General features: G+C 71.4%; 26 protein-coding genes. 14 read left to right on the top strand and 12 right to left on the bottom strand.

The genetic code is table 11. The features are described from left to right. Positions 1 to 13: 13 nt before the first annotated feature. Genes ACSHT8_RS21965 through ACSHT8_RS21955 form a run of 3 tightly spaced genes read right to left on the bottom strand, consistent with a single transcriptional unit; the run spans position 14 to position 4,637 of the window. Entirely contained in the window at positions 14 to 2,761 is a 2,748-nt protein-coding gene (locus ACSHT8_RS21965) for a helix-turn-helix transcriptional regulator (protein WP_436492791.1), read from the bottom strand. Next, positions 2,758 to 3,813, bottom strand: coding sequence for a pentapeptide repeat-containing protein (locus ACSHT8_RS21960; RefSeq protein ID WP_436492790.1), 1,056 nt, complete (start codon positions 3,811 to 3,813; stop codon positions 2,758 to 2,760). Before ACSHT8_RS21960 ends, ACSHT8_RS21965 begins: the two co-directional genes overlap by 4 nt. 38 nt (positions 3,814 to 3,851) lie before the next feature. Next, entirely contained in the window at positions 3,852 to 4,637 is a 786-nt protein-coding gene (locus ACSHT8_RS21955) for a lysozyme (protein ID WP_436492789.1), read from the bottom strand. A gap of 167 nt (positions 4,638 to 4,804) precedes the next feature. Between ACSHT8_RS21955 and ACSHT8_RS21950 the strand changes: the two genes are divergently transcribed. After that, positions 4,805 to 6,907: a putative bifunctional diguanylate cyclase/phosphodiesterase gene (locus ACSHT8_RS21950; protein WP_436492788.1), complete on the top strand. Its 2,103-nt coding sequence runs from the start codon at positions 4,805 to 4,807 to the stop codon at positions 6,905 to 6,907. Here ACSHT8_RS21950 and ACSHT8_RS21945 read toward each other — a convergent pair. Both ACSHT8_RS21945 and ACSHT8_RS21940 read right to left on the bottom strand, forming a co-directional pair. Next, positions 6,900 to 7,307, bottom strand: coding sequence for an SRPBCC family protein (locus ACSHT8_RS21945; protein ID WP_436492787.1), 408 nt, complete (start codon positions 7,305 to 7,307; stop codon positions 6,900 to 6,902). The two genes, ACSHT8_RS21950 and ACSHT8_RS21945, sit on opposite strands and share 8 nt — an antisense overlap. Before the next feature lie 31 nt (positions 7,308 to 7,338). Further along, positions 7,339 to 7,893, bottom strand: a complete 555-nt coding sequence (locus ACSHT8_RS21940) for a type VII secretion system-associated protein (RefSeq protein ID WP_436492786.1) — start codon at positions 7,891 to 7,893, stop codon at positions 7,339 to 7,341. A 47-nt stretch (positions 7,894 to 7,940) separates the two neighbouring features. Between ACSHT8_RS21940 and ACSHT8_RS21935 the strand changes: the two genes are divergently transcribed. The 6 genes from ACSHT8_RS21935 to ACSHT8_RS21910 all read left to right on the top strand — a co-directional run bounded on the left by ACSHT8_RS21935 (position 7,941) and on the right by ACSHT8_RS21910 (position 12,369). Beyond that, positions 7,941 to 8,564 (top strand): DUF3558 family protein, encoded by a 624-nt coding sequence (locus ACSHT8_RS21935; RefSeq protein WP_436492785.1) that lies wholly within the window; start codon positions 7,941 to 7,943, stop codon positions 8,562 to 8,564. Between the two features lie 169 nt (positions 8,565 to 8,733). Continuing rightward, positions 8,734 to 9,081 (top strand): transcriptional regulator, encoded by a 348-nt coding sequence (locus ACSHT8_RS21930; RefSeq protein ID WP_436492784.1) that lies wholly within the window; start codon positions 8,734 to 8,736, stop codon positions 9,079 to 9,081. A gap of 39 nt (positions 9,082 to 9,120) precedes the next feature. Further along, a complete protein-coding gene (locus tag ACSHT8_RS21925) occupies positions 9,121 to 10,458 on the top strand; it encodes a PPE domain-containing protein (protein ID WP_436492783.1) in 1,338 nt (445 codons plus the stop codon). After that, entirely contained in the window at positions 10,458 to 11,261 is an 804-nt protein-coding gene (locus ACSHT8_RS21920) for an ESX secretion-associated protein EspG (RefSeq protein ID WP_436492782.1), read from the top strand. The genes ACSHT8_RS21925 and ACSHT8_RS21920 overlap by 1 nt, the downstream gene beginning before the upstream one ends. A gap of 2 nt (positions 11,262 to 11,263) precedes the next feature. Then, complete coding sequence (locus tag ACSHT8_RS21915; protein ID WP_436492781.1) at positions 11,264 to 11,629, top strand: sterol carrier family protein; 366 nt, start codon at positions 11,264 to 11,266, stop codon at positions 11,627 to 11,629. Continuing rightward, positions 11,626 to 12,369: an alpha/beta fold hydrolase gene (locus tag ACSHT8_RS21910; protein WP_436492780.1), complete on the top strand. Its 744-nt coding sequence runs from the start codon at positions 11,626 to 11,628 to the stop codon at positions 12,367 to 12,369. Before ACSHT8_RS21915 ends, ACSHT8_RS21910 begins: the two co-directional genes overlap by 4 nt. Here the strand turns inward: ACSHT8_RS21910 and ACSHT8_RS21905 are convergent. Continuing rightward, positions 12,294 to 12,971: a TVP38/TMEM64 family protein gene (locus ACSHT8_RS21905; protein WP_436492779.1), complete on the bottom strand. Its 678-nt coding sequence runs from the start codon at positions 12,969 to 12,971 to the stop codon at positions 12,294 to 12,296. The two genes, ACSHT8_RS21910 and ACSHT8_RS21905, sit on opposite strands and share 76 nt — an antisense overlap. A 122-nt stretch (positions 12,972 to 13,093) precedes the next feature. On the opposite strand from ACSHT8_RS21905, the gene purF reads away from it, so the two are divergent. The 4 genes from purF (at position 13,094) to ACSHT8_RS21885 (ending at position 17,510) form a co-directional block, all read left to right on the top strand. Further along, on the top strand, positions 13,094 to 14,638 hold the full coding sequence (purF, locus tag ACSHT8_RS21900) for an amidophosphoribosyltransferase (RefSeq protein WP_436492778.1): 1,545 nt from the start codon (positions 13,094 to 13,096) through the stop codon (positions 14,636 to 14,638). A gap of 25 nt (positions 14,639 to 14,663) precedes the next feature. After that, a complete protein-coding gene (gene purM, locus ACSHT8_RS21895) occupies positions 14,664 to 15,752 on the top strand; it encodes a phosphoribosylformylglycinamidine cyclo-ligase (protein ID WP_436492777.1) in 1,089 nt (362 codons plus the stop codon). Positions 15,753 to 15,956: 204 nt separating this feature from the next. Next, entirely contained in the window at positions 15,957 to 16,385 is a 429-nt protein-coding gene (gene arfB, locus ACSHT8_RS21890) for an alternative ribosome rescue aminoacyl-tRNA hydrolase ArfB (protein WP_436492776.1), read from the top strand. 72 nt (positions 16,386 to 16,457) lie between these two features. After that, on the top strand, positions 16,458 to 17,510 hold the full coding sequence (locus tag ACSHT8_RS21885) for an NADH:flavin oxidoreductase/NADH oxidase (RefSeq protein WP_436492775.1): 1,053 nt from the start codon (positions 16,458 to 16,460) through the stop codon (positions 17,508 to 17,510). Positions 17,511 to 17,649: 139 nt separating this feature from the next. Here the strand turns inward: ACSHT8_RS21885 and ACSHT8_RS21880 are convergent, their stop codons facing one another. Continuing rightward, on the bottom strand, positions 17,650 to 17,832 hold the full coding sequence (locus ACSHT8_RS21880) for a DUF3073 domain-containing protein (protein ID WP_054052846.1): 183 nt from the start codon (positions 17,830 to 17,832) through the stop codon (positions 17,650 to 17,652). A 193-nt stretch (positions 17,833 to 18,025) separates the two neighbouring features. On the opposite strand from ACSHT8_RS21880, the gene ACSHT8_RS21875 reads away from it, so the two are divergent. The 3 genes from ACSHT8_RS21875 (at position 18,026) to ACSHT8_RS21865 (ending at position 19,749) form a co-directional block, all read left to right on the top strand. After that, the gene (locus ACSHT8_RS21875) at positions 18,026 to 18,910 is read left to right on the top strand and encodes a hypothetical protein (RefSeq protein ID WP_436492774.1); all 885 of its coding nucleotides are present in this window, start codon (positions 18,026 to 18,028) and stop codon (positions 18,908 to 18,910) included. A 122-nt stretch (positions 18,911 to 19,032) separates the two neighbouring features. Continuing rightward, positions 19,033 to 19,266 carry an ATP-dependent Clp protease adaptor ClpS gene (locus tag ACSHT8_RS21870; RefSeq protein WP_436492773.1) on the top strand — a complete coding sequence of 78 codons (234 nt, stop codon included), beginning with the start codon at positions 19,033 to 19,035 and terminating at the stop codon, positions 19,264 to 19,266. 69 nt (positions 19,267 to 19,335) lie between these two features. Next, entirely contained in the window at positions 19,336 to 19,749 is a 414-nt protein-coding gene (locus ACSHT8_RS21865) for a hypothetical protein (protein ID WP_436492772.1), read from the top strand. A gap of 6 nt (positions 19,750 to 19,755) precedes the next feature. Here ACSHT8_RS21865 and ACSHT8_RS21860 read toward each other — a convergent pair whose 3' ends face one another. Genes ACSHT8_RS21860 through ACSHT8_RS21840 form a run of 5 tightly spaced genes read right to left on the bottom strand, consistent with a single transcriptional unit; the run spans position 19,756 to position 23,690 of the window. Then, entirely contained in the window at positions 19,756 to 20,706 is a 951-nt protein-coding gene (locus ACSHT8_RS21860; protein WP_436502133.1) for an asparaginase, read from the bottom strand. A gap of 14 nt (positions 20,707 to 20,720) precedes the next feature. Beyond that, positions 20,721 to 21,290 (bottom strand): RsiG family protein, encoded by a 570-nt coding sequence (locus ACSHT8_RS21855; RefSeq protein ID WP_436492771.1) that lies wholly within the window; start codon positions 21,288 to 21,290, stop codon positions 20,721 to 20,723. Between the two features lie 44 nt (positions 21,291 to 21,334). Next, positions 21,335 to 22,165, bottom strand: coding sequence for a 3-keto-5-aminohexanoate cleavage protein (locus tag ACSHT8_RS21850; RefSeq protein WP_436492770.1), 831 nt, complete (start codon positions 22,163 to 22,165; stop codon positions 21,335 to 21,337). Between the two features lie 26 nt (positions 22,166 to 22,191). Next, entirely contained in the window at positions 22,192 to 23,313 is a 1,122-nt protein-coding gene (ygfZ, locus tag ACSHT8_RS21845; RefSeq protein ID WP_436492769.1) for a CAF17-like 4Fe-4S cluster assembly/insertion protein YgfZ, read from the bottom strand. Next, positions 23,310 to 23,690 (bottom strand): Fur family transcriptional regulator, encoded by a 381-nt coding sequence (locus tag ACSHT8_RS21840; protein ID WP_436502132.1) that lies wholly within the window; start codon positions 23,688 to 23,690, stop codon positions 23,310 to 23,312. Before ACSHT8_RS21840 ends, ygfZ begins: the two co-directional genes overlap by 4 nt. Between the last annotated feature and the right edge of the window lie 88 nt (positions 23,691 to 23,778).

The following is a 23,778-nucleotide window of genomic DNA, read 5'->3' as shown; positions in this document are numbered from 1 at the left end:
CGCGGGCCGATCGTCATGCGTTCAGGGTCGCGCCGAGTTCGCGGCGGTTGCGGATGCCGAGCTTGTGGTAGATCCGGCCGAGGTGGTTCTCGACGGTCTTCGGGGTCACGAAGATCTCCTGCGCGATCTCCCGGTTCGACCGGCCCGCGCACGCCAGCGTCGCGATCCTGCGCTCGCTCGGGGTCAGGGCGTCGGCCCCCGCCGTGGCCAGTTCGCGGGGACGGTCGCCGAGCCGGTCGAGGGCGTCGATGATCCCCGTGCGCAGCCGCACCGCGCCGATCTCGGTGGCCGATTCCGCCGCGTGGACAAGGTGCGCGCGGGCGTCCGACCGCCGACCGGCGACCCGCAGGGCCTCGCCGAGGTCGCGCTGGGTCCTCGCGCGCTCCAGGGCGCAGGGCGACTCCGCGAGCACCTCATGCGCCTGTTCCAGCAGCGTGACCCGCTCGTCGGGGCCGCCAACCCGGGCCCGGACGCGCAATGCGGCGCCGATCTCGGTCGACGCGCCCCAGCGCAGGGCCAGTTCGTGTTGCTCCTCCGCGAGCGCCTGGGCCGATGCCGTCTCGCCCAGCCGAAGGTGAGCCAGCGCGGCTTGCGCCCGCCACTCGACCGCCGGGTTGTCGCCGCCCGCCACCTGCTCGGCCGCGCCGAGCGCGAGCGCGGCCTTCAGCGCGGTCGCGGCGTCGCCCTCGGCGAGTGCGAGGTAGGCCCGCGCGTGCCCGACCCGGTTCGCGGGCACGGTCATCGGACCCGTGTGGTCATGCGCGGCGAGCACCGCCCGCGCCTCGGTGAGGTCGGCGCGTTCGATCGCGGCGAGCACGCCGAACCGGGTGATCACCGCGGTCAGCGCGGACGCCATCGGGCCGGGGTCGGCCAGCGCGAGTGCCCCGGTCGCCGCGGCGACCTCGGTCCCGCAGGCCCGAACATCGCCCGCGCGCCAGGCCAGGACGGCGGCGACCACGCTGACGATCGCGTAGTCCAGCGGCGAGCCGTCCGGCAGGAACGCGGCCCTGGCCCGATCGATCTCCGCCGCCGCGGCGTCCACGCCGTCGGCCATGATCAGCGCGTGCAGCGCGCTGCCCCACGCGACCGCGCCCTCGTGCTCGTCGAGGCGCAGCAGGTCGAGGCAGAGCGCGCGCGGCACCAGCTCGCGTACCTCGGCGGCGGGCCACACCTCGGCGAACGCGCGCTGGGCGACCAGAGCCAGCAGGAACCGCTCGGTCGGTGTGTCGCCCGGCAGGTCGGCGAACCGGCGCAAGCGGCGGCCGGAACGCTCGAACTCGTCGGGCACGTAGGCGCTGAACAGGCCGAGCCTTGCCTCCATCGGCAGCGGGTCGCCGGTGAAGTCCGCCAGCGTCGAGCGCAGCCACGTGATCGCCGCGGCGTGCCCGTCGAGCCGCATGGTGGCGACCGCGGCCTGGGCCAGCAGCGCGCCCGCGCGGTCCGGATCGGCGTCGGCCGCGGCGGTCAGCTCGGTGCGCGCCTCGGCGAACCGGCCCGCCGTGAGCAGCGCAGAGCCGAGGTCGGCGCGCACGTCCGGCGCCCCGGCGGAGGCGGCCAGCCGCAGGTACCTGGCCGCGGTCTCGCCCATGCCGTCGGCGAGCACGGTGCGGCCCGCCTCGGCGAGCACGGTGGCGGCGGCGCCGTCGAGCCGGTGCGGCGCCTCGGCGAGGTGGGCGGCGACGCGCGGTGCGGACGCGCCGGTCCGCAGCAGGTCGGCGGCGGCTCGGGCGTGCAGGTCGGCCCGGTCGCCGGGCAGCAGATCGGCGAGCACGGCCTCCCGGATAACCGGGTGGGTGAACCCGCTGCCCACCAGCACATATGCCCGCGCCAGCTCGGCGGTGGCCTCGGCCGGATCGGGCACGTCGGCCAGCCGCGCGGCCTGGTCGGGGTCGCAGCGCACGCCGAGGATCGCCGCGGCGGCGGCCACCGACCGCGCGGGCGGGGACAGCCGGGCGAGCAGCGCGCGGGACACGCTGCGGGGGCCGAGGGTGGCGACCACGTCCGCGCTGGCCGGGTCGGCGGGCGAGCGGCCCTGGGCCATGAGCTCGGCGAGGACCTGCCTGGCGAGGAACGGGTTGCCGCCGCTGGACTCGTGCAGCGCCGAGACCACGGCGGGCGCGGGCACCGCACCGGCCAGCGCCGCGATTGCCGAGGCCGACAGCGGCGCGGGCCGCAGCAGCTCGCCGACGCGTGCGGAGGCCAACTCGGCGAGCACGCCGTCGCCCGACGTCGGCGGGCGGGTGCCGACAACCAGCGCCACCGGCAGGTCGGCAAGCCTGCGCGCCAGGTAGCCGATGAACCCCAGCGACGGCGCGTCGGCCCACTGCAGGTCGTCGACGGTGATCAGCATGGGCCGGTCGGCGACCAGGTCGGCCACCACCCACCACAGCGCGTGCCGGGTGCGCAGCTGGGTCGCCGCGTCCTGGCCGGAGGTCTCGGCGCGGTCGATCGCGGCCAGCGCCGCGCCCGCGGGTCCGGAGAGCACGAGATCACGGGTCTGGCCGGTGAACCGCGCCACCGACCGCTCGACGAGCTGGCGGACGATCCCCCACGGCAGCTCCCGCTCGGCCTCGTCGGCGGTCGCGGTCACCCTGGCGAAGCCGCGGCCCTTGGCCAGCACGCGCGCTTCGTCGACGAGCGCGGTCTTGCCGATCCCGGGCGGCCCCTCGACCACGACGAACCGCCCCACGCCCGCCGCCGCCGAGTCGAGCGCCTGTTGGACGCAGTCGACCAGGTCGTCGCGTTCGAGCAGTCCGGTCATCGCGCCACTTGCCCGATCCGGACCAGGCCATCCCGGATCGGTTCGGCGGCCATCTCCCACCCCTCGGGTAGCGCGGACTCCGGCGCGGCGACGGCGTCGGTCGTCTCGACGTCGATCAGTGTGCTGTCGCTGAGATCGAGTTTGCCCGAGAAGGTGCTCCCGGAGAACTTCGTCGGCCCCAGGAACTTGGACGACGACAGGTTGACCGGCCCGTCGGCGGTGAAGCCGGAGAACCACGCCTTGCGGTGGAACACGACGTGGTGGGCGTGCAGGATGCCGTGGCTGGTCGCGCCGGTGAACCAGGCGCTGCCGAGGATCTCCGAGCCCCACATCGAGTTCGAGTTGTGCAGCTTGGCGAAGCGCAGCACCAGCGTGCCGACGACCCGCTCGGAGATGTCGAAGTACTCCAGGTCGGCGCCGGTCAGGTCGAGGTTGTAGCGGACCGGGTCGGGGGTGCCCTTCTCCGGCAGGAGCTCCTCGATCACCCGCTGCGCGGTCCTCCTGACCTGGAGTTCCCGCATGTCCACGGCTTCGCGGTCGAACGGCATCCGCAGGTACGAGCAGACGACGTCGAGCACGGTCTGGGTGTAGTAGGGCCGGTTGCGCGCCAGGTTGCTCAGCGCGTGCATCGCGCCGACGCGGACCTGGTCGGCGTCGTTGCCGAGCAGTTCCACCGACCGGGCGAAGCGCTCGTCGGCGACGCGCTCGCGGTCGTGGTCGCTGCGGGCCATCTCCAGCTCTTGCTTGCTCCGTTCGATGACCTGCCGGTCCTCCTCGACCCGCCGCCGCCGGTCGTTGAGCCACAGTGCGTAGAGCGCGACGACCGAGCCCGCCGCCAGCCCGCCGGTCTTGAGCGCCTCGCCGCGGTTGGGGTTCGGCTCGCTCATCAGCCAGCCCGCGACGAGCGCGAGCAGCCCGGCCGAGACGAGCACGGTGCCCGCCAGCCACCACCCGGTCTTGCCGCGCTTCAGGGCGAGCCGGGACGCGGCGAACACGGCGAGGCCCGCCACCAGGGCGACCAGGCCCGCGATCACAAACACTGTCGAGTTCATCGCTGGTCAACTTAGTGCCCTGGTGGCGGGCCGGGTAACTACCCGAGGGCCAGGGCCCGCAGGCGGTCGTAGGCGCCGTTGAAGAGGTTCTGGTCGAGCGGCGAGTCGGTGTACTGCCAGAAAGTCCAGATGCCCCAGTTGTAGGGCAGCGTCCCGACTGTCGTGTTGTAGCGCGCGACCCACAGCGGGTTCGTGGCTGCAAACGCTTGCGCGGTGCCGACGCACTGCGACCACCAGCTGGTCGAGGTGTAGATCACCACGTCGCGGCCGGTGCGGGCGCGGTAGGTGTTGGAGAAGTCGCGGATCCAGGCGGCCATGCCCGCCTGGGTCTTGCCGTAGCAAGTCGCGCCGTACGGGTTGTACTCCATGTCGACGACGCCGGGCAGGGTCTTGCCGTCACGCGACCAGCCGCCGCCGTTCGAGGCGAAGTAGTTGGCCTGGGTCGCTCCGCTGGAGACGTTCGGCAGCGCGAAGTGGTAGGCGCCGCGGATCATGCCGACGTTGTAGGAGCCGTTGTACTGCTGTGCGAAGTACGGGTTCCGGTAGGACGTGCCCTCGGTGGCCTTGACGTAGGCGAACCGCTTGCCCTGGCCCCACCAGTAGTTCCAGTCCACATTGCCCTGCCAGCCCGACACGTCGATGCCGCTGACCGTGGCGAGGACGCCCGGCTGGGTGTGGACGGGCCTGCCCACGCCCGGGCCGCCCTCGTGCTTGCGGATCTGCGACCCGAGCCCGTGGTCGGCGGGCGGTTCGGCGGCGGCGGGGGTGGCTAGACCGATGGCTAACAGGGCCGCGGATAACGCGGCTAGGAGTCCGGACTTCATGGGGTCGTCCTTCCAAGTCCACTGTGGCGATCACCGGCACGTGATCGCCTGATCGCGAATTGTGAACGAACAACTACCTGATTGTCATGACTCCATGTGAATGATTCACTGCCCAGGTCCGGGGTGGCTACGAGTCGTTCAACAGGAGAAACTGTGCGTGGAGCGACATGAGGGGTGACAGGGTGGACTGCGCACCGGGCGAACGGGAGGCGTTCGCGGAGCAGTGGGCGACGGCCCTGGCCGCTACCGGTTATGTGGCGATGGACCGCAGCACGCTGACGGACAACGTCACCAAGTACACCGAGATCCTGCTCGCCGCCCTCGCCTCCGACCACTTCGACCCCGCGCCCGTCGCGCGCGTCGGCAGCACCTTGGTCGAACTCGGCCTGACCTACCCGCAGGCGCTCTCCGCCTCGATCCAGCTCATCGGCGACGGCCTGCCGCGGCTCGCCCCGGCGCGGACGGGCATGGTGCCCGCCGTGCAGGCCGCGTTCGCCGCGGGGTTCGCCGACGCCATGCGGCTGAAGATCTTCCGCGACCAGGAGGAGATCCGCCGCGCCGCGTTCGACGCGCGCCGGGGCGCCGAGTCGGCACTGCTGGCCAGTGAGGCCAGGTTTCGCGCGATGTTCACCCAGAGCGCGGTCGGCATCGCCATCGCCGACAAGTTCGGCACCCTGACCGAGGTCAACGCGGCGTGCGCGCGGATGTTCGGCTACGACGCCGCCGACATGCCCGGCCTGCACATCGACGATCTGCGGTTCCCCGACGAGCCGTCGGCCTTGCGCGCCCCGCTGCGCGAGATGCTCGCCGGGGAGCGCGACAGCTACCGGATGGAGCGGATGCTGCGCAAGGCCGACGGACGTCCATTGTGGACGGACTTGTCGGTGACGCTGGTGCGTGACGGCAGCGGGGCGCCCAACTTCGTCGTCGGCATGGTCGAGGACATCACCGAACGCCACACCCTGGAGCGGCGCCTGCGGCACCAGGCCAACCACGACCCGCTGACCGGCCTGGGCAACCGCGCCCTGTTCACCGAACGCCTCAACGCCGCCTTCGCCCGCGGCGGCGACCACCGCGTCGGCCTGTGCTACCTGGACCTCGACGGCTTCAAGGTCATCAACGACAGCCTCGGCCACGACATCGGCGACGAACTGCTCATCGCCGTCGCCGCCCGCCTCGACGCCTTGGTCTCCGGCGACGACCGCCTGGTCGCCAGGATGGGCGGCGACGAGTTCGTCGTGCTGGTGGAGAACTGCACGGGCGAGCAGATGATCACGCTGGCCGAACGCATCCTCGCCACGATGGCCGACCCCGTGCGCATCGGCGGCCACCGGCTGACCGTCTCCGCCAGCATCGGCCTGGTCGACCGCGTCGTCACCACCGCCACCCCCGCCGAGACGATGCGCGACGCCGACGTCACCCTCTACTGGGCCAAGGCCGACGGCAAGAACCGTTGGGCGGCCTACGATTCCGAGCGCAACGCCCGCGAGGTCGCCCGCTTCACCCTGGCCGCCAGGATGCCCGCGGCGGTGGAGAGCGACGAGTTCTATGTGGACTATCAGCCCATCGTCCGCCTCGCCGACGGCAAGCTCGTCGGCGTGGAGGCGCTGGTCCGCTGGGCGCACCCGGAGTTCGGCAGGCTCGGCCCCGACCAGTTCATCGGCCTGGCCGAGGAAACCGGCCTGATCGTCCCCCTCGGCCGCTGGGTCCTGCGCGAAGCCACCCGCCAGGCCCGCCGCTGGCGCGACACCTACGGCGACGCGGCACCGTGGATGAGCGTCAACCTCGCGGCCAGGCAGACCGAGGAACCCACCCTCGTCGCCGACATCACCACCATCCTGCGCGCGTCCAGGCTGCCCCCGTCGAGCGTCCAATTGGAACTGACCGAGTCGGCGATCATGGGCACGGCGGGCGCGTCCCTGAAGGCGCTGCAGGAGCTGGCGGCGCTGGGCGTGCGCATCGCGATCGACGACTTCGGCACGGGGTACTCGAACCTGGCGTACCTGCGGCAACTGCCAGTGCACGCGATCAAGTTGGCCGGTTCGTTCATGGAGGGCCTCCGCGACTCGGCCACCGCCGACCCCGCCGACGCCCGAATCGTGGCGACGCTGGTCGAACTGGCGCACGCGTTGGGCCACAAGGTGGTCGCGGAGGGCGTCGAGGACCCGGAACAGGCCGATCGCCTCCGGGAGATCGGCTGCGACAGCGCTCAGGGCTGGCTGTTCGCCAAGCCGGGTCCCCCGGAGGAAATCGAACGCTGGCTCAGCTGAGCTGTTTCAGCGCCTCCACCACCGCGTCCATCACGCCCTGCCAGTGTTCCCGCTGGTGTTCGCGTTCCTCGGCGTCCGCGAGCCACTCCTGATGGAACCGCAGCATCGTGCGGTCGCCATTCGCCACCATGGCGAACTGCATGGTGGTGTCGTGGTCCCAGTCGCCGGGCCGCAGCGTCAGCCGGATCCGATCGTGCTCGTGGTAGCCGCGGATCTCGCCGACGGTGCCGTCCGCCGTCTCGTACCGGGTGCCCTTGACCGGCGACAGCTCAGCGCCCTCACCCAGCCATAGCGCGATGCCCTCGGGGCTGGTCATGAAGTCCCAGACCTTGCCGATCGGGTGCGGCAGGGTCTTGGACACCCCGATGTTCCAGCCCACATCCTTCGTCTGTCCCACCATGACCCGACTATCCCACCGGGCGCCGACAGTTTCAGCGTCCCGCGGCCGCCACCAGGTCAGCGGCCGGAACCAGGGCGGTGATCGGGCCGATCGGGTTCACCACCAGCGGATGCCCGTACAGCAGCGCCACCAGGTCCCGTCCCGAGACCTCCCGCCACCCCGGCCACTGCGTCGGCACGTGGGCCGCCGAAGTGCACGCGGGCACCATCACCGTGCCGTCGTGGTTGGGGAACCCCGTGACCCCGCGATCGTCAGCCGAACCCGCATAGAGCAGCAGCGTCGAGTCGAGCAGCGTGGGCAGCAGGTCACGCTGGTCGCGGTGGCGGGTGTGGATGAGCTGGAGCATCTTCTCCAGCGGATTCGACGGGACCGGCAGCCGCAAGGCCGTCGGGGACGGGCGGTAGTCGTCGTTGCGGCGGAAGGTCTCGCCGATCTCGCCGTGCTCGTCGACGGGGTAGGCGCCGACCACTCCCCACGGCGGGACGTCCTCGTCCGGGCCGAACGCGGGGTCGATCACGTAAAGCCAGCTGTTCGGGTTCGACCGCGCGCCCGCGCGCATGTCGAGAGTGATCTCCGGCTCCTCCATGCGGCTCATCGTAGGCGTTTGGTCACGTTTCGGTACCGTCTGCGCACATGGGGACCCTCGCACCACGTATCGCCGCGCTCTTCTTCTCGGCGCTCGCGCTGACCGCCTGCACGACCACCGACCCGACGCCGACCCCGGTGCCGCAGCCCACCACCGACGCGCCAGAGCCCACGAAAACCACGTCGAAAACCGCCACGACCAGCAAGAAGCCCACGGTGGCCCGCCCCGCGGACAAGGACATCAAGGCAGTCGACCCGTGTCAGGTCGCCGCCGTGGTCAAGGCGCCCGAGTTGGGGATCAATCCGGAGATCGACGGCCGCGCGAGCGATTCGGACGTCTTCCCCGGCTCCAAGTCCTGCACGACGGAAGGCCACAAGGCCAACCTCGTCGTCGGCGTCGAGGCCGTGGTCACCCAGGGCGTCGCCGAGTGGACCAACGGCCTGGACGTCACCGTCACGCCGCTCACGATCGAGGGATATCCCGCCGCCGTCGTGCGGCCCAAGAGGCCGACGTCGTGCTTCGCCGTGGTCGATGTCAACGACGGTCAGATGATGTTCTTCCAACTCACCGTCGGCGCTCCGGACCGCCAGCCCGTGACCTCGCTCGACGACCTGTGCGCGAAGGCGCAAAAGATCGCCGAAACGGGCATGAAGGTCGTCCTCGCCGGATAACGTCATGGCAGGCACCGGGGGGTGTCCAAGAATTGGTGACTAAATCACCCGATATCGCGGGAACCGTTCCGCGACGTCGGCCATGACAGATACAGTCGTCGCAAAAGCACAGGACGAGGGAGTAGCTACGGTGTTTCTAGCCGATGGCGGCGGGGGTACCACCGCACCTGTGGGGCCCAGCTACGCCGGAACCCAGACGCTCAAGGTCGAGCCCGCCTCGATCCCGGGCGCGCTCGCGGCCTTCCGCGACGCCCACCTGCGGGTCATGGAGAAGGTCCAGGCGCTCGAGGCGATGCAGATCCCGCGTTGGGCGGGCGACCCGGTGAGCGGCGAGACCGCCGAACAGTTCACCGAGCGCAGCAACGGCGGCGCGGCCGACTCGGCGATCGCCTGTCTGCGCGGCTACGAGAAGCAGCTGTCGAACGCCATCGACGCGCTGCAGAAGGCATACGACGCCTACGTCCAGGTCGAGGGCGAGAACACCGCCCGCTGGGGACTGCAAGACAACGGCAAGTAGGCCACCAGACTTTCCGCTTCACGACCGAGGGTGATCCGAATGGGTATGCACCGCTGGCGGGGGTACGACCACCCGACGCTGCACGACATGATCAACAGCGGCCCCGGTGCGGCCGCTTCGACGCCGCAGACCGCCTACTGGGAGGGGCTGCAGGCCGAGCTGTCGGAGATCGACGCCGACCTCAACCGCAAGCTCGGCGAGCTCAACACCTCGTGGGAAGGGGCCGCCGGTGAGAGCGCCAACGCGGGCCTCACCCCGCTGCAGCAGTGGGCGGCCGACGCCGAGTCGGGTGCCTCCGGCATGCGCGCCTCCACCGAGTACCAGGCCGACATCGTCTCCCGGGCCCGCGCCGAGATGCCCGAGCCGGTCGCGGTGACCACGCCGCAGCCCTCCGGCTGGCAGATGGCCGCCGCGGGCGCCGCGCTGCTCACCGGCAACCCCGGTCCCGCCGCGGTCGTCGCCGGTCAGGCGATGGACCACGAGGCGCAGGAAGCCAAGCAGGACGCGGCCTCGCAGAAGGCCGTCGACACGATGGACTCCTACCAGTCCTCCAGCGAGTTCAACCGCAACACCCTGGGCACCTTCGTGCCGCCGCCGGACGTCGTGGTCTCCACCCCGGCGCCCGCCACCCAGCCGGGCGGCGCGATCGGCGGGTTCACCAACCAGTTCAGCGGCACCGGCCACAACGGGTCCAGCACGGTCCCCTCCGGCTACACGCCGCCGCCCAGCACGGGCCACAACAACTTCGTGGCGCCCACCGGCAACGTCGGCAACGTCGGCTACACGCCGGTCGGCACCCCCACGAACCCCGCGGGCTACGTCCCGCCCGCGACCACCACGCCCAACGGCTGGACCCCGCCGCAGTTCACCCCGACCAACCCGACGCCCGGCCAGCCGAGCGTCCCGGTGGGGCAGACCGGCGGCAACCCGCCGAGCTTCAACGGCAACCTGCCGGTGAACAACAACGGCGTCAACGGCCCGAACAACGCCAACCCCGGCGCCAAGCAGCTCGGCACCGGCCCGGGCGGCAAGCCCGGCGGCATGGCCGACGACCTCGGTCGCCGCGGTGCCCCCGGCGGTCAGGGCGGTCTCGGCCAGGGCGGCGTCGGCCAGGCAGGCGAGTCGCGTCCGGGCATGGGCGGCAAGGGCACCGGTGCCGGGCAGTTCGCCCAGCACGGCGCCAACGCCACCGGTGGCCGCGGCGGCGGTGCCGCGGGCAAGGGCGGCATGGGCGCGGGCGGCATGGGCGGCCGTGGCGCCGAAGGCGAAGAGGACGAGGAATACCAGCTCGCCGACTACCTGGTGGAGACCGAGGATGTGTTCGGTGACGACCGTGTGGTCGCGCCGGGCGTCATCGGCGAAGCCACCCAGCAGTGATGCCGTTCGGAGCCGTTGAGGTGGAGAGCGAGCCGATCTCGCTCTCCGCCCTCGAATTCGACGTCCTCTGGGAACACCTGTCCCCGGGCACGATGCCGCTGATCGTCAAGGTCCCGTCCCCGGGCAAGACCTACGAGGAACGCGCCCAGATCGAGGACCGCGTGTGGGCCGACCTGGACGCGCGCGGGCTCGGTCGCAAGGTCGACGTGCACCCCGAGATCGAGCACCTGTTCGGGATCATCGCCCGCCCCGACCGCGAGGTCGACGGCCGCGCGTTCGCCGGGCGCGGTGTGCGGCTGCTGACCGCCGCCACCGAGTACCACGCCGCGATGGCCGTGCTCAGCGACGACCGGATCACCCTGCGCCGGATCTCGGTGCCGAGCCTGGCCAGTGAGGCCGTCGCCGCGCTGCCGAACTGGCAGGCCGGCCCCGGCCAGTCGGTCACGCTGCGCACCGACGACTTCGAGGCGGCGGCGAAGGCCAGCGACGGCACGCAGAAGAGCTTCGAGCACGCCCTGCTCGGCCGCGGTGTCCGCACCGACGACGCGCTCGCGCTGGTGCAGATGATCGGCGACGTGCAGGGCACCGGGAACTTCGGTGCCGCGGTCCGCGACCGGCTCGGCCGCCGCGTCCGCGCGTCCCGCGTGGTCTCGTTCTTCGACACCGCCAACGGCCGCTACGTGCAGGTCCGCCGCGGTTCGCCGGACGGCACGCTGTGGACGACGATCTCCCCGGCCGACAACCGCAAGCTGATCCACCAGGTCGAGGAAGTCCTCACCGAAGCACAGCGGGCGGTCGACTGAGTTTGCCCGCACGCAAACCCGTCGACCCGTCGGACCTGCGCGCCGCGGTGTCGGCGTGGATCGAGGCTCCGGACCCGCCGCGGCCCATCGTGGCCGCGGCGGTTCGGCTCAGCCTGCGGACGCTGGAGGACATCGCCCCCGGCCACACGGTCGAGGTGCGCGTGCCGCCGTTCGCCGCGGTGCAGTGCGTCGAGGGGCCGCGCCACACGAGGGGAACCCCGCCGAACGTGATCGAGACCGACCCGACCACCTGGCTCCACCTGGCCACGGGCCAACTGTCCTGGGCGGACGCGGTCGCGGACGGCCGGGTCGTCGCCTCCGGCGCCCGCGCCGACCTGTCCGCCTACCTGCCTTTGGTGCGCTTGTGACTCTCATCTGCCTGCCGGGCGGTCCCGGCCAGACCTCGGCATATCTCGGTGACCTTGGCGGGCTTTCGTTCATGCCGCTGGAACCGCGCCCCGGCGGCACCCGCTGCGACCTGCTCGTCGGCGATGTTGAGGCCCTGCGGCTCAGCCTCGGCCTCGACAAGATCGACCTGCTCGGGCACTCGGCTGGCGCGTCGCTCGCGTGCCTGTACGCGTCGACCTACCCGACCAGGATCGGCCGGTTGGTGCTGGTCACGCCCAGTGTCCGCGGTGTCGGGCTCGACCTGATCGGCCCCGGCGAAGCGCTCGACGCGCGTGCAGGCGAACCCTGGTACCCCGAGGCGCGGGCGGCGATGAGCGCGTTGCAGACCGGCGAGGCCAGCCGGGAACTGCGGGCCCAGGCGGCGCCGTTCTACTACGGCCGCTGGACCGCCGCCGCCCAGGCGCACTCGGCGGCCGACCTCGCCAACCGGGACGAGGCATCCGCCGAAGCGTTCTACGCCGGGTTCGCCCCGGACTTCGCCGCGATCCGCGCCGGCCTGCGCGAGGTGTCCGCGCCGGTGCTGGTGCTGGCAGGCGCGCTCGACCCGGCGCCGACGCCCGCGACCGCCCAGACGATCGCCGACCTGTTCCCCAAGGCCGAACTGGTCGTGCAGCCGGACGCTGGTCACTTCCCCTGGGTCGACGACCCCACGGCGTTCGCCTCGACGGTCTCCGACTTCCTCGACCGCAACGCGGCGTAGAGCCCCACCCCGCCGACAAGCGCGAGGCCCGCGTACACCGCGAGCAGCGCGGGCGGGGTCGTGCCGGTCAGCGCGTCGCCGAGGATCACCACGGCCGCCGTGCCGGGGACGCTGCCGATGAGCGTGCCCAACAGGAACGGCCGGAACGGGATGGCGGACACCCCGCAGCAGTAGTTCATCGCCGCGAACGGGACCATCGGGATCAGCCGCAGCGAGATCACCCCGGCCGTGCCGCCGCCGCTGAGCCGCGCGTTGACCGCCTTGACCGAGTCGCGCTCCAGGTGCGACTCGACCCACCGCCTGCCCAGGCCCCTGGCCAGCGCGAACGCGATCCACGCCGCCAGCGCCGTGGCGATCATCGCGACCGCCACGCCGACGACCTCGCCGAGCAGCAGGCCCGCCGACAGGTTGAACACGGTGCGCGGGATCGGCGCCACCGTGCACAGCGTGTAGACCGCGAGGAACACCAACGGCGTCGCCCAGCCCGCCGCGCCCGCCCACGTGCGCAGGTCCGCCGGACCCGGCAGCGGAACGATCGATCCGGCCACCACGAGCAGGGCGAGCACCCCGAGAGCGATGATCACCGCGTTGCGTCCGGACACCCGGCACACGGTAATGGCAACGGACGGCACGTGACGCGCCCCACTGCTGGATGGTCGGTGGTCGCCTGACGAGCACCTACACTTCATGGTGCAGCCTCACTCCGTCCACAGGGAGCGCTTCGGTGGTCACCGACCAGTTCTTGACTGGCCCTGCACACTCCGACCCCAACGCCGACCAGCCGGAACCCGAACCCCGCGAAGAATGCGGTGTCTTCGGTGTCTGGGCACCGGGTGAGGAAGTCGCGAAACTCACCTATTACGGACTGTATGCGTTGCAGCACCGTGGGCAGGAAGCCGCGGGCATCTCCGTGGCCGACGGCCAGCAGATCGTGGTGTTCAAGGACCTCGGCCTCGTCTCGCAGGTCTTCGACGAGCAGGTCCTGTCCTCGCTGCGCGGGCACGTCGCGGTCGGCCACTGCCGCTACTCGACGACGGGCTCCACCACCTGGGAGAACGCCCAGCCCACGTTCAAGACCACCGCCACCGGCAGCGGTCTGTCCCTCGGCCACAACGGCAACCTGGTCAACACCGCCGAGCTGCGCGACAAGGCCGTCGAGATGAAGGCGGTCGCCCGCAACGGCGCCACCACCGACTCCGACCTGCTCACCGGACTGCTCGCGGCGACCGCCGCCGACATCGGCATCGAGCAGGCCGCGCTGCGCCTGCTGCCCGACGTGCGCGGCGCCTACTGCCTGGTCTTCTCCGACGAGTCCACCCTCTACGCCGCCCGCGACCCGCACGGCGTGCGCCCGCTGGTGCTGGGTCGGCTGGAGCGCGGCTGGGTCGTGGCCAGCGAGACCGCCGCGCTCGACATCGTCGGCGCGTCGTTCGTCCGCGAGGTCGAACCGGGCGAGCTGATCGCGATCGACGCCGAGGGCCTGCGGTCGTCGCGGTTCGCCACGCCTGAGCCCAAGGGCTGCTTGTTCGAGTACGTCTACCTGGCGCGTCCGGACACCACGATCGCGGGCCGCGGCGTGCACGCCACGCGCGTCGAGATCGGCCGCAAGCTCGCCGAGGAGTACCCCGCCGAGGCCGACCTGGTCATCCCGGTGCCCGAGTCCGGCACCCCGGCGGCCATCGGCTACGCGCAGGCCAGCGGCATCCCGTACGGCTCCGGCCTGGTGAAGAACGCCTACGTCGGGCGCACCTTCATCCAGCCGTCGCAGACGATTCGCCAGCTCGGCATCCGCCTCAAGCTCAACCCGCTGCGCGACGTGATCCGCGGCAAGCGCCTCGTCGTCGTCGACGACTCGGTCGTGCGCGGCAACACCCAGCGCGCGCTCGTGCGGATGCTGCGCGAGGCGGGCGCGCTGGAGGTGCACGTCCGCATCGCCTCGCCGCCGGTCCGCTGGCCGTGCTTCTACGGCATCGACTTCGCCTCGCGCGCCGAGCTGGTCGCCAACGGGCTCGACCTGGACGGGATCCGCCGCTCGATCGGCGCGGACTCGCTGGGCTACGTCTCGCTGGAAGCCCTCGTCGCCGCCAGCGAGCAGCCCAAGACCAGGCTCTGTTCCGCCTGTTTCGACGGCAACTACCCGATCCCGCTGCCCGACGACGCGCGGATCGGCAAGCACCTGCTCGAAGGCATCGAGAAGGGCATCGCGGGCAGCGCTGCCCCCGTCCTCAGTGCCGGGTACGGTGCCGAGGACGCATTGCGGCGTCCCTGACCACCTACGACACCGAATTCGAGCGATGACTGACACGAACGAGCCCCAGGCCGAAACCATCAGCGCCACCTACGCCGCCGCGGGGGTGAGCATCGAGGCCGGTGACGAGGCCGTCGAGAAGCTCAAGCCGTGGGCGCAGAAGGCCAACCGACCCGAGGTCATGGGCGGCATCGGCGGCTTCGCGGGGCTGTTCAAGCTCAAGCTCGACCGCTGGAAGGAGCCGGTCCTCGCCTCCTCCACCGACGGCGTCGGCACCAAGATCGCCGTCGCCCAGGCGCTCGACATCCACGACACCGTGGGCGTCGACCTTGTCGCGATGGTGGTCGACGACCTGGTTGTGTGCGGCGCGGAGCCGCTGTTCCTGCAGGACTACATCGCCGTCGGCAAGGTCCTGCCGGACCGCATCGCGGCGCTGGTCAAGGGCATCTCCGAGGGCTGCGTCCAGGCAGGCTGCGCGCTGCTGGGCGGCGAGACCGCCGAGCACCCCGGCCTGATGGCCGACGGCGCGTACGACCTGTCCGCGACCGGCGTCGGCGTCGTCGAGGCCGACCAGCTGCTCGGGCCGGACCGGGTTCGTCCGGGCGACGTGCTGATCGCCATGGCGTCGACCGGGTTGCACTCGAACGGGTACTCGCTGGCCCGGCACGTGCTGCTGGAGATCGGGCGGATGCCGCTTGAGGGGCACGTCGAGGAGTTCGGCCGGACCCTCGGCGAGGAGATGCTGGAGCCGACGAAGATCTACGCGAAGGACTGTCTGGCGCTGGCCGCGGAGACTGAGGTCCGGACCTTCGCGCACATCACCGGCGGCGGTCTCGCGGCGAACCTCGCCCGGGTCATCCCGCACGGTCTGCACGCCGAGTTGGATCGCGGGACTTGGACGCCGAAGCCGGTGTTCCAGCTGATCGCGCAGCGCGGGCGGGTGGAGCGGCCGGAGATGGAGAAGACGTTCAACATGGGCGTCGGGATGGTCGCTGTGGTGGCGCCTGAGGATGTCGACCGGGCGCTGGCTGTGTTGACGGCTCGGCATGTTCCGGCTTGGGTGCTCGGCTCGATCCGGCCTAGCGACGCTGATGGTCCGCGGGCTGAGCTGGTTGGGGATCACCCGCGGTTCTAGCTCTCGTTCGCCGCGAACCACCCAAACAGGCATCTGCGTTGCGAGTTCGCGCTGCGAGGGGCTTGCCTTGCTGCGAAACCGCTTGTAGCGGCATCGCGAGCCTCGCGCTGGCTTCGCCTCGCGCTGCTGCCTGCGACTTTCCCCCGCCGCACTTCCCGCCCTTCCTGAGTAACTCGATTGCGCTGGTAAGGCATCCTTTCTGGTGTGAACGATGAGTTGGTGGTGTCCACCGCGCTGGTGATCCCGGCGGGCGAGCTGCGCGAGCGGTTCTCCCGGTCGTCGGGTCCTGGTGGGCAGGGCGTGAACACCGCCGACAGCCGCGTCGAGTTGTCGTTCGACGTGGAGCACTCGCCGTCGGTGCCTGATCACCTGCGGGGGCGGATGCTGGCGCGGTTGGGCAGCAGGCTGGTCGACGGCGTCGTGACCATCGCGGCCAGTGAGTACCGGGCGCAGCTGGCCAACCGGCAGGCTGCCCGGGAGCGGCTGGCCACGCTGCTGCGGCAGGCCGCCGAGCCGCCGCCGCCCGAGCGGCGGCCGACGAAGCCGTCGCGGGGGGCCAAGGAGCGGCGGATCACCGCGAAGAAGCAGCGGGCCGAGACCAAGCGGGGGCGGCGCACGCCTCCCATGGACTGAGACGGGAACAACGCGCCCGGTGACGGGCGCTGAGCTGTTCGTCAGCATACGAACAATGCTCGGAGGATTCTCGTGCTGTTCACCCCCCTGACCCTGCGGTCGGTCACCCTTCCCAACCGCATCGCGGTCAGCCCCATGTGCCAGTACTCCGCCCGCGACGGCCTGCCCAACGACTGGCACCTCGTCCACCTCGGCGCGCGGGCCGTCGGCGGGGCGGGGCTGGTGTTCGCCGAGGCCACCGCGGTCGACCCGGTCGGCCGGATCTCGCCGGAGGACACGGGACTGTGGTCGGCGGCGCACCGGGACGCGTGGCGGCCGATCGTGGAGTTCATCAAGGCGCAGGGCTCCGTCGCGGGCATGCAGCTCGCCCACGCCGGCCGCAAGGCGTCGACCTACAGCCCGTTCGTCGGGTCCGGCGGCGTGGCCGACGCGGACGGCGGCTGGACTCCGGTGGGGCCGACGGCCGAGCCGTTCGTGGCCCAGTACCGGGAGCCGGTCGCGTTGGACGAGGCCGGGATCGCCGACATCGTGGCCAAGTTCGCCCAGGCCGCGCGGTGGGCGGCGGAGGCGGGGTTCCAGGTGATCGAGGTGCACGCGGCCCACGGCTACCTGCTGCACGAGTTCCTGTCGCCGCTTTCCAACACGCGGACCGACGGCTACGGCGGGTCGTTCGAGGGGCGGCTGCGGTTCGCGCTGGAGGTCGTCGCCGCGGTGCGGGCAGCGGTGGAGGTGCCGGTGTTCGTCCGGATCTCCGCGTCGGACTGGACCGAGGGCGGGCTGACCGTCGACGACAGCGTGGAGATCGCCAGGGCGCTGCACGCGGCGGGCGCGGACCTGATCGACGTGTCCAGCGGCGGGAACGTGCCCGACGCCGTGATCGAGACCGGACCGGGCTACCAGGTGTCGTTCGCCGAGGCGATCCGGCGGAAGGCGGACGTGCCGACCGGCGCGGTCGGCGAGATCACCGGGGCTCGGCAGGCCGAGCAGGTGCTGTCCGACGGCGCCGCTGACCTGGTGCTGCTGGGCCGCGAACTGCTGCGGGACCCCTATTGGCCGCTGCGCGCGGCGACCGAGCTGGGTGCGCGGACAACCGTTCCCGCTCAGTACCGCCGCGTGGCGTACTGAGGGCGCGTTTAGGACACCAAGGGTGCGAGGCCCCGTAGTAGGACCGTGAAGGCCGCTCCAGGCGTGGGGCGGCCTTCACGGGTTACGGAGGGGGAGTGCGGCGAGTTTGTGGGTCCGTCAGCTGGTGACGGACCCTGAGTCATCGCCGGTATTCGTCGTACTCGTCGTCGGACGAGTCGTCGAATTGGTCACGGGTCTCGTGACCGTCGTCTTTGCCGCCCGACAGCTCTCGCTGAAGGGCGTCGAAGTCCGTGGCGTGTGAGCTGTACTTGAGCTCCCGGGCCACCTTCGTCTGCTTGGCCTTAGCTCGGCCGCGCCCCATGGCTCGACCCCCTCGCACAGTGACGGGGCGGCCGGGGGAACGGCGGCCCCGTAGATGTCGACAGTTGATTCCTGGTAACTACCGTACCGTGTCTCAGGGGTTCGATGCGACGCGGCATGGTGTGCCGAACCCGACTTCGTGTCGAAGCATGCCCGGGGGCGTCAGGCGTGTAGTGACGTGACAGCATGGGTGGGTGCCTCGACCGTTCGTCGCCTACCTCCGGGTGTACGAACCGTTGTCCTCTTTCGGTGGATCTCTCGGCGATCTGCTCCGCGCGGTCGTCGAGGACGGGGCCGTCGAACACGCCAAGGCGGGTATCCGCGAGCGTGAGGTGTGGCTCAAGTCACAGCGCGCGTCGGCGACGCTGCCCGGCGAACTCGCTGATGGGCGGCCCTCTCCTTCTTCGGTCCGGGACATCCTGGTGATCGACCCGGCGTCGGTGCACTGCGAGCAGGCCCAGGTCGGGCCCGGTCCGCTGGTGTGCCCGCTGGATGTGAGGGCCCGGTCGGCCGCGGCGCTGGTGGGTTTCCTGGCGACCTCGACGCCGACACTGCGCACGGCCGCGCTGGACGTCTCCCCCGAGGTGATCCGCGCGCGGGCGACGACGGTGCTGAACGAGCTGCACAATGGGGCCGTTCATGTCGTGTCGACCACCTGGACCGTGCCGCTGCCGTGGTTCGCCCTGGTCGAACCCGCCCACCGCCACATCGTGATCGCCCCCCGCGACGACCCGCGACGCCAGGTCTACTGGCGTGTCTCCCTCGGGGACGCCCGGCGGCGCGTGGAGCGGGCCAGGGACCTGGCTGAGTCGACCTTCGGGGACGCCGGGCCGACCAAGGTCCTGATCGACACCGCTCGGTGGCTGGAGAACTTCGCGCCAGGGTCGGCTGTGGAGCTGGACTACGGCGGCTTGGTTCAGCTGCTTGATGATGAAGAACTAGTCGAGGACTCGTCGGCCGAGGACGTCAACGCGATCTTGGACGCTCTGGAGTCGTCGGACGCGGCTGAGGTCGCTGAGCGGTTTGGCCGGTTGCGGGACTTCTGGGCTGCTTTGGCTGTTCGGGAGCGGTTCAACTGAGGGTTGTCCACAGGTGGGTGGGCTCTATCCCCAGCTAGCGGAAGTTATCCACAGTCTGATCCACAGTCGTAATCCCGCGACTTCCACATCGGGGCGGTATGGCCCACGTGCACACTGTGCCCATGCGGTGGCGAGTGGACCTGATAAACGACGACGTGAACCTGGCGTGTGTGGTGGTTCATGTCCTACGCACCCACTGCGCGTTGCCTGAGCAGGACGCCACCCGCCTCACCGCCGACGTGCACACGCGCGGTCGAGCGGAGGTCGCGGCGTTCGCTGACCAAGGCTCCGCCGAGCAACTGGCGGTCACGCTGCAGCGGCGTGGGCTGGGAGTGGCGGTGCGGCATGACGGGTGAGGCTGTCTGGAGCGACGTCAGCGAGGACTATTCCGGGCGGTGCGGGTCGCCGACGGGATAGCGCTGAGCATGTCGGAGAATGTGGCCGCCGCCCTCGCCCACCAGGCTGACCGGCTGATCCGCTTCCTCGAGGCCGGTGAGATCGACCGACGCCGGACCGGTCTGCTGCGTCGCCCCTTGTCCTACACGGACGTCGAACGCCGAGTGTTTCCCGACGCCTACCGCACCCGCGCCGAGGCCGACGGGTTTCGCGAGCGGCACGCGTCCGCCCTGCGGGACAGTGCCGCGGCCCACCGGGTGCGCGCTTGGCTGACCCAGACCACCGATTACGTCCTGCCCACCGACGCCGTGGACGACTGGCTGATCACGTTCGGTCTCGCCCGGTTTCTCACCGCCTCGCGCACCGGGGCGGGCGCTGACTTGACCTTCACGTGGCTGAACCACGTCCAGAACACCCTCGTGCACGCGATGTGGCCGCACTAGAGGTCACTAGACCAGGTCGTCCAGGAGGCCGTCGCGGAGGCGGGCCGCGCCCACGGGGACGCCGCCGCCCAGGACGTCGCGTTCCGCCATGTCGGCCAAGGCTGGGGCGTCGTAGCCCAGAGCCCGGAGGACGCCCACCAAGATCGGCGTCCGCGGCCGGGGTGAACCGTCGTCGATCTTCATCGCCACCGCTGTGCCGTCGGACAGGACCATCGCGTGGACGCCCTCGGCGCCGCCCTTGACCAGAACCCCGGGGATGGCCTGCATCAGCTCTGTGTCGTCGCGGTCGGTGCCGCCGACCAGGTAGGGGTGGGCGCGCATCGCGTCGGCCACTCGGCGGCGGCGGGTGCCCGGGTCGGCCAGGACGAGGCGGGTGTAGCCGGTGGCCAGGCCCGACAGGGTCAGCGCGAACAGGGGTGCGCCGCAGCCGTCGACGCCGATGGTCGTGATGTTCTCACCGGTCATCTCGGTGACGGTTTCGGCGATGGCGGTCTGGGCGGGGTGGTCGGGATTCAAATAGTCCCGCACGTCCCAGCCCTGCTGGACCGTCGTGGCCAGCATCGCGGCGTGCTTGCCGGAGCAGTTCATCGCCGCGGAGCGCTTGCCGCCGCCGCTGGCAATGACGCGGTGGCGGCTGGCCTTGTTCAGGGGCCAGTCCGGCGGGCAGCCCAGGTCGGTCTCGGTGAGGCCGTTCTTGCCGAGGATGCCGAGGACCTGCTCCACATGCTCGGCCTCACCACTGTGGGAGGCGCAGCCGACAGCGAGATCGGCGTCGTCGGGCAGATCCAGGCCCGCGCGCAGGAGGCCGAGGGCTTGCAGCGGCTTATTGCACGACCGGGTGAAGACCGGCTCGTTGACCTCGCCCAACGCCAGGCGGACTCTGCCGTCTGGGGCGAGCACGACGACGGAGCCGCGGTGGACGGACTCCACGAATCCGGAGCGGAGGACTTCGACCAGGACAGGGTTCGGGTTCAGCGTGGCTCCCGCTTCGCCCGCTCGGCGGCGAGCAGGTCGTCGACGGAGGCGCTGCCCGCGCGGTAGCGGCTGCCGATCTGGTCGTTGAGCAGGTCCATGACGGCCTGCACCTGGCGGCGGCGCTGGGAGACCGACTCCTCCTCCGCCTGGTACGTGCGCAGCGCCAGGTCGAGCCGCTCGTCGGGCAGCGACACGACGTCGGTCAGGTCGGCGTCGGAGACCAGGGCCTCGACGTGCCTGCGGTGGGCCTCGGCGCGCGAGGGCTCCAGGGTCGAGTGGCGGCCCGAGCCCATCGCGGGGCCGACGGCGTTGTCGGCGAGGATCGCGGCGAGTTGGTCGACCACCGACTTGGAGCCGCCGGTGGCCCGGCGCTTCTGCTCGGCCTTCACGATGTCGATCCGGCCGTGCAGGAGTCTGCGCAGGTAGGAGAGGTCGGTCTCCTCCTGTGCGGCGTCGTCGCGCCGGGCGCGGACCTCCGCCAGGTCGAGCTGGTCGAGATTGTCGACATAGTCCGGTGACAGCACCCGGTCGATGCGCCTGCGCCCACCAGGGCGGACTTCGATCACGCGGACATCCTCCGACATCTACCGGCCGACCGCCATATCTTCGCCTAGCTTGTTACTCCCAGCAGTACCCGTGCCTCGTCCGGCCCAATCGGCGGGCGCTGCGCGATGCGGGCCAGGCCCGAGGCCCTGGCCACCAGCTGGGCGTTGTCCTTGACGCGCTCGCCCTTGGCGTAGGAGATGGTGTCCTCCATCCCGACCCGGACGTGCCCACCCGCGGACAACGCGGCGAACAGTACCGGCAGGGTCGTGCGGCCGACGCCGGTCGCCGAGAACGTCGCACCTTCGGGGATGAGCCGCAGGGCCGCGGCCAGGGTCTCGGTGTCGCCCGGCATGCCGCCGGGGACGCCCATGACCAGGTCGAGGTGCACCTTGCCGCCCGCGGGCAGGCCGTGCTGGTCGAGCAGCCTGCGCAGCGAGGTCAGGTGGCCGAGGTCGAAGATCTCGTACTCGGGGACGATGCCCCGCTCCTGCATCCGCTTGTGCAGCTCGACGATGAACTCCCAGCGGTTGAGGAAGACGTCGTCGCCGAAGTTGACCGTGCCCATCGAGCACGACGCCGAGTCGGGCATCGCGTCGAGCACGCGCAGCCGGTGCTCCTCCGGGTCGGTCACCGCGCCGCCGGTGGACAGCTGCACGATCAGCCGGGTGTTCTCCCGGACCGCCTCGACGGTGTCCTTGAGCCGCTGCGGGTCCAGCGACGGCTTGGCGTCGTCGTCGCGGATGTGGATATGGATCATGGCCGCGCCGACCCGCTCGCAGTCGCGCGCGGTGGTGACCAGCTCGTCCAGGGTGACCGGCAGGTTCGGCACGTCCGCTTTGGTGTGCTCGGCTCCGGTGGGGGCGACCGTGATCAACGTGCCCGAGGAGTTCGACATGGCGCCGATCCTGGCACACCCAGGGCTTACGACCGAAGTCCCTGGGCGGCTATCCGGCCCAGTGCAGGGGTGTCCGGCGGGATCGAGTCGGGATCGACCGAGGCCTGAGTGCGCTCGTCACCCTCGCCCGCGACCAGCTCAGCGTCCGCGCCGACCGAGCGCTTGACCAGCGCCAGCGCGATCGGGCCCAGCTCGTGGTGCTGGGCGACCGTGCCGACCCGGCCGACCACGCGCTCGCCGAGCGAGACCGGGGCTCCGGTGTCGGGCAGGCCGTCGGAGCTGCCGTCGAGGTGGAGCAGCAGCATCCGGCGCGGCGGGCGGCCCACGTTGTGCACCTTCGACACCGTCTCCTGGCCGCGGTAGCAGCCCTTGGCCACGTGCGCGGCCGACGGGACCCAGTTGACCTCGTGCGGGATCGTCTTCTCGTCGGTGTCGACGCCCAGGCGCGGCTTGGCCGACTCGACGCGCAGCGCCTCGAAGCCCCAGCTGCCCATCCGGCGCGCGCCCGCGTCGGTCAGCTTCGTCCACCAGGCGACCAGGTCGGCGCGCGGGACCAGCAGGTCGGCGGCGTCGTGGCCGGGCCAGGGCATCCGGCGGACGACGACGTCCTCGCCGATGGCCACCGCGTACTCGCCTTCGGGGACGGGCAGGCCGACCGCGGCCAGCAGTGCCGGGGTCTCGGGGCCTACGAGAGAGAGGACAGCGCGCTCGGCGGTGGCGTCGCGCGGCTCGACCTTCGACCAGAAGACCATCTGCGCGAAATACTCCAGCAGCGGCACCTGACCGCCCCGCGCGCCCGTGGCGACCGCGCCGCGCTCGGTGTCGAGCCAGACCGTGCCGTCGATGTGGGCCAGGACCATGTGCGCGTCGACGCGGCCCTGGCTGTCGAGGATCAGCGCCTCGGTGCCCGCGCCCTCGGCCAGGCCGGTGACGTGCTGGGAGATGACCAGGTGCAGCCAGGTCAGCCGCTCGTCGCCGGGGACGGCGAGCACCTCGCGGTGCGACCGGTCGACCACGGCGACCTTGCGCGCGGCGGCCCGCTGCTCGGCGAACGGGTCGCCGAAGTGCCAGGCGACCCCTGCGTCCACCGACTCGTCCGGCGGCGGGATCGCTCCCGGCAGGTCGAGGATGGGTGAGCGAGTGGTCACGGGGTCTCCTGGGAGCAGGTGCGGCAGGTGCCGGAAAGGGCGAGGTGGCTGGCATCGAGTACGAACCCCTGGGCGGTCCGCAATGTTCCGGACAGTTCGTCCATCACAGTCCGCGGCACCTCGTCGACCCGGCCGCAGCGATGGCAGACCAGGTGGACGTGCTTGTGCTCGTGCACCGAGTAGCTCGGGGCGCCGTGGCCGAGGTGGGTGTGGTGGACCAGGTCGAGGCTCTCCAGCAGCTCGAGCGTCCGGTAGATCGTGGTGATGTTGACCGACGGCGTCGTGCGCCGGACGTGCTGGCACACCTGCTCCGGCGTGGCGTGTTCGAGTTCGACCAGGGCATCGAGGACGAGCTGCCGTTGCGGGGTCATGCGCATCCCGCGCTCGTGCAGCGTCGACCGGAGTTCCTCGCGTGTGCGCAGCGTCTCCACCCCGCCGATGCTATTCCTTCCGGGGCGTAGGGTG

It is taken from the genome of Actinokineospora sp. HUAS TT18, assembly GCF_051364635.1.
Classification (GTDB): Bacteria; Actinomycetota; Actinomycetes; order Mycobacteriales; family Pseudonocardiaceae; genus Actinokineospora.
This window is presented reverse-complemented; position numbering and strand designations above follow the sequence as displayed.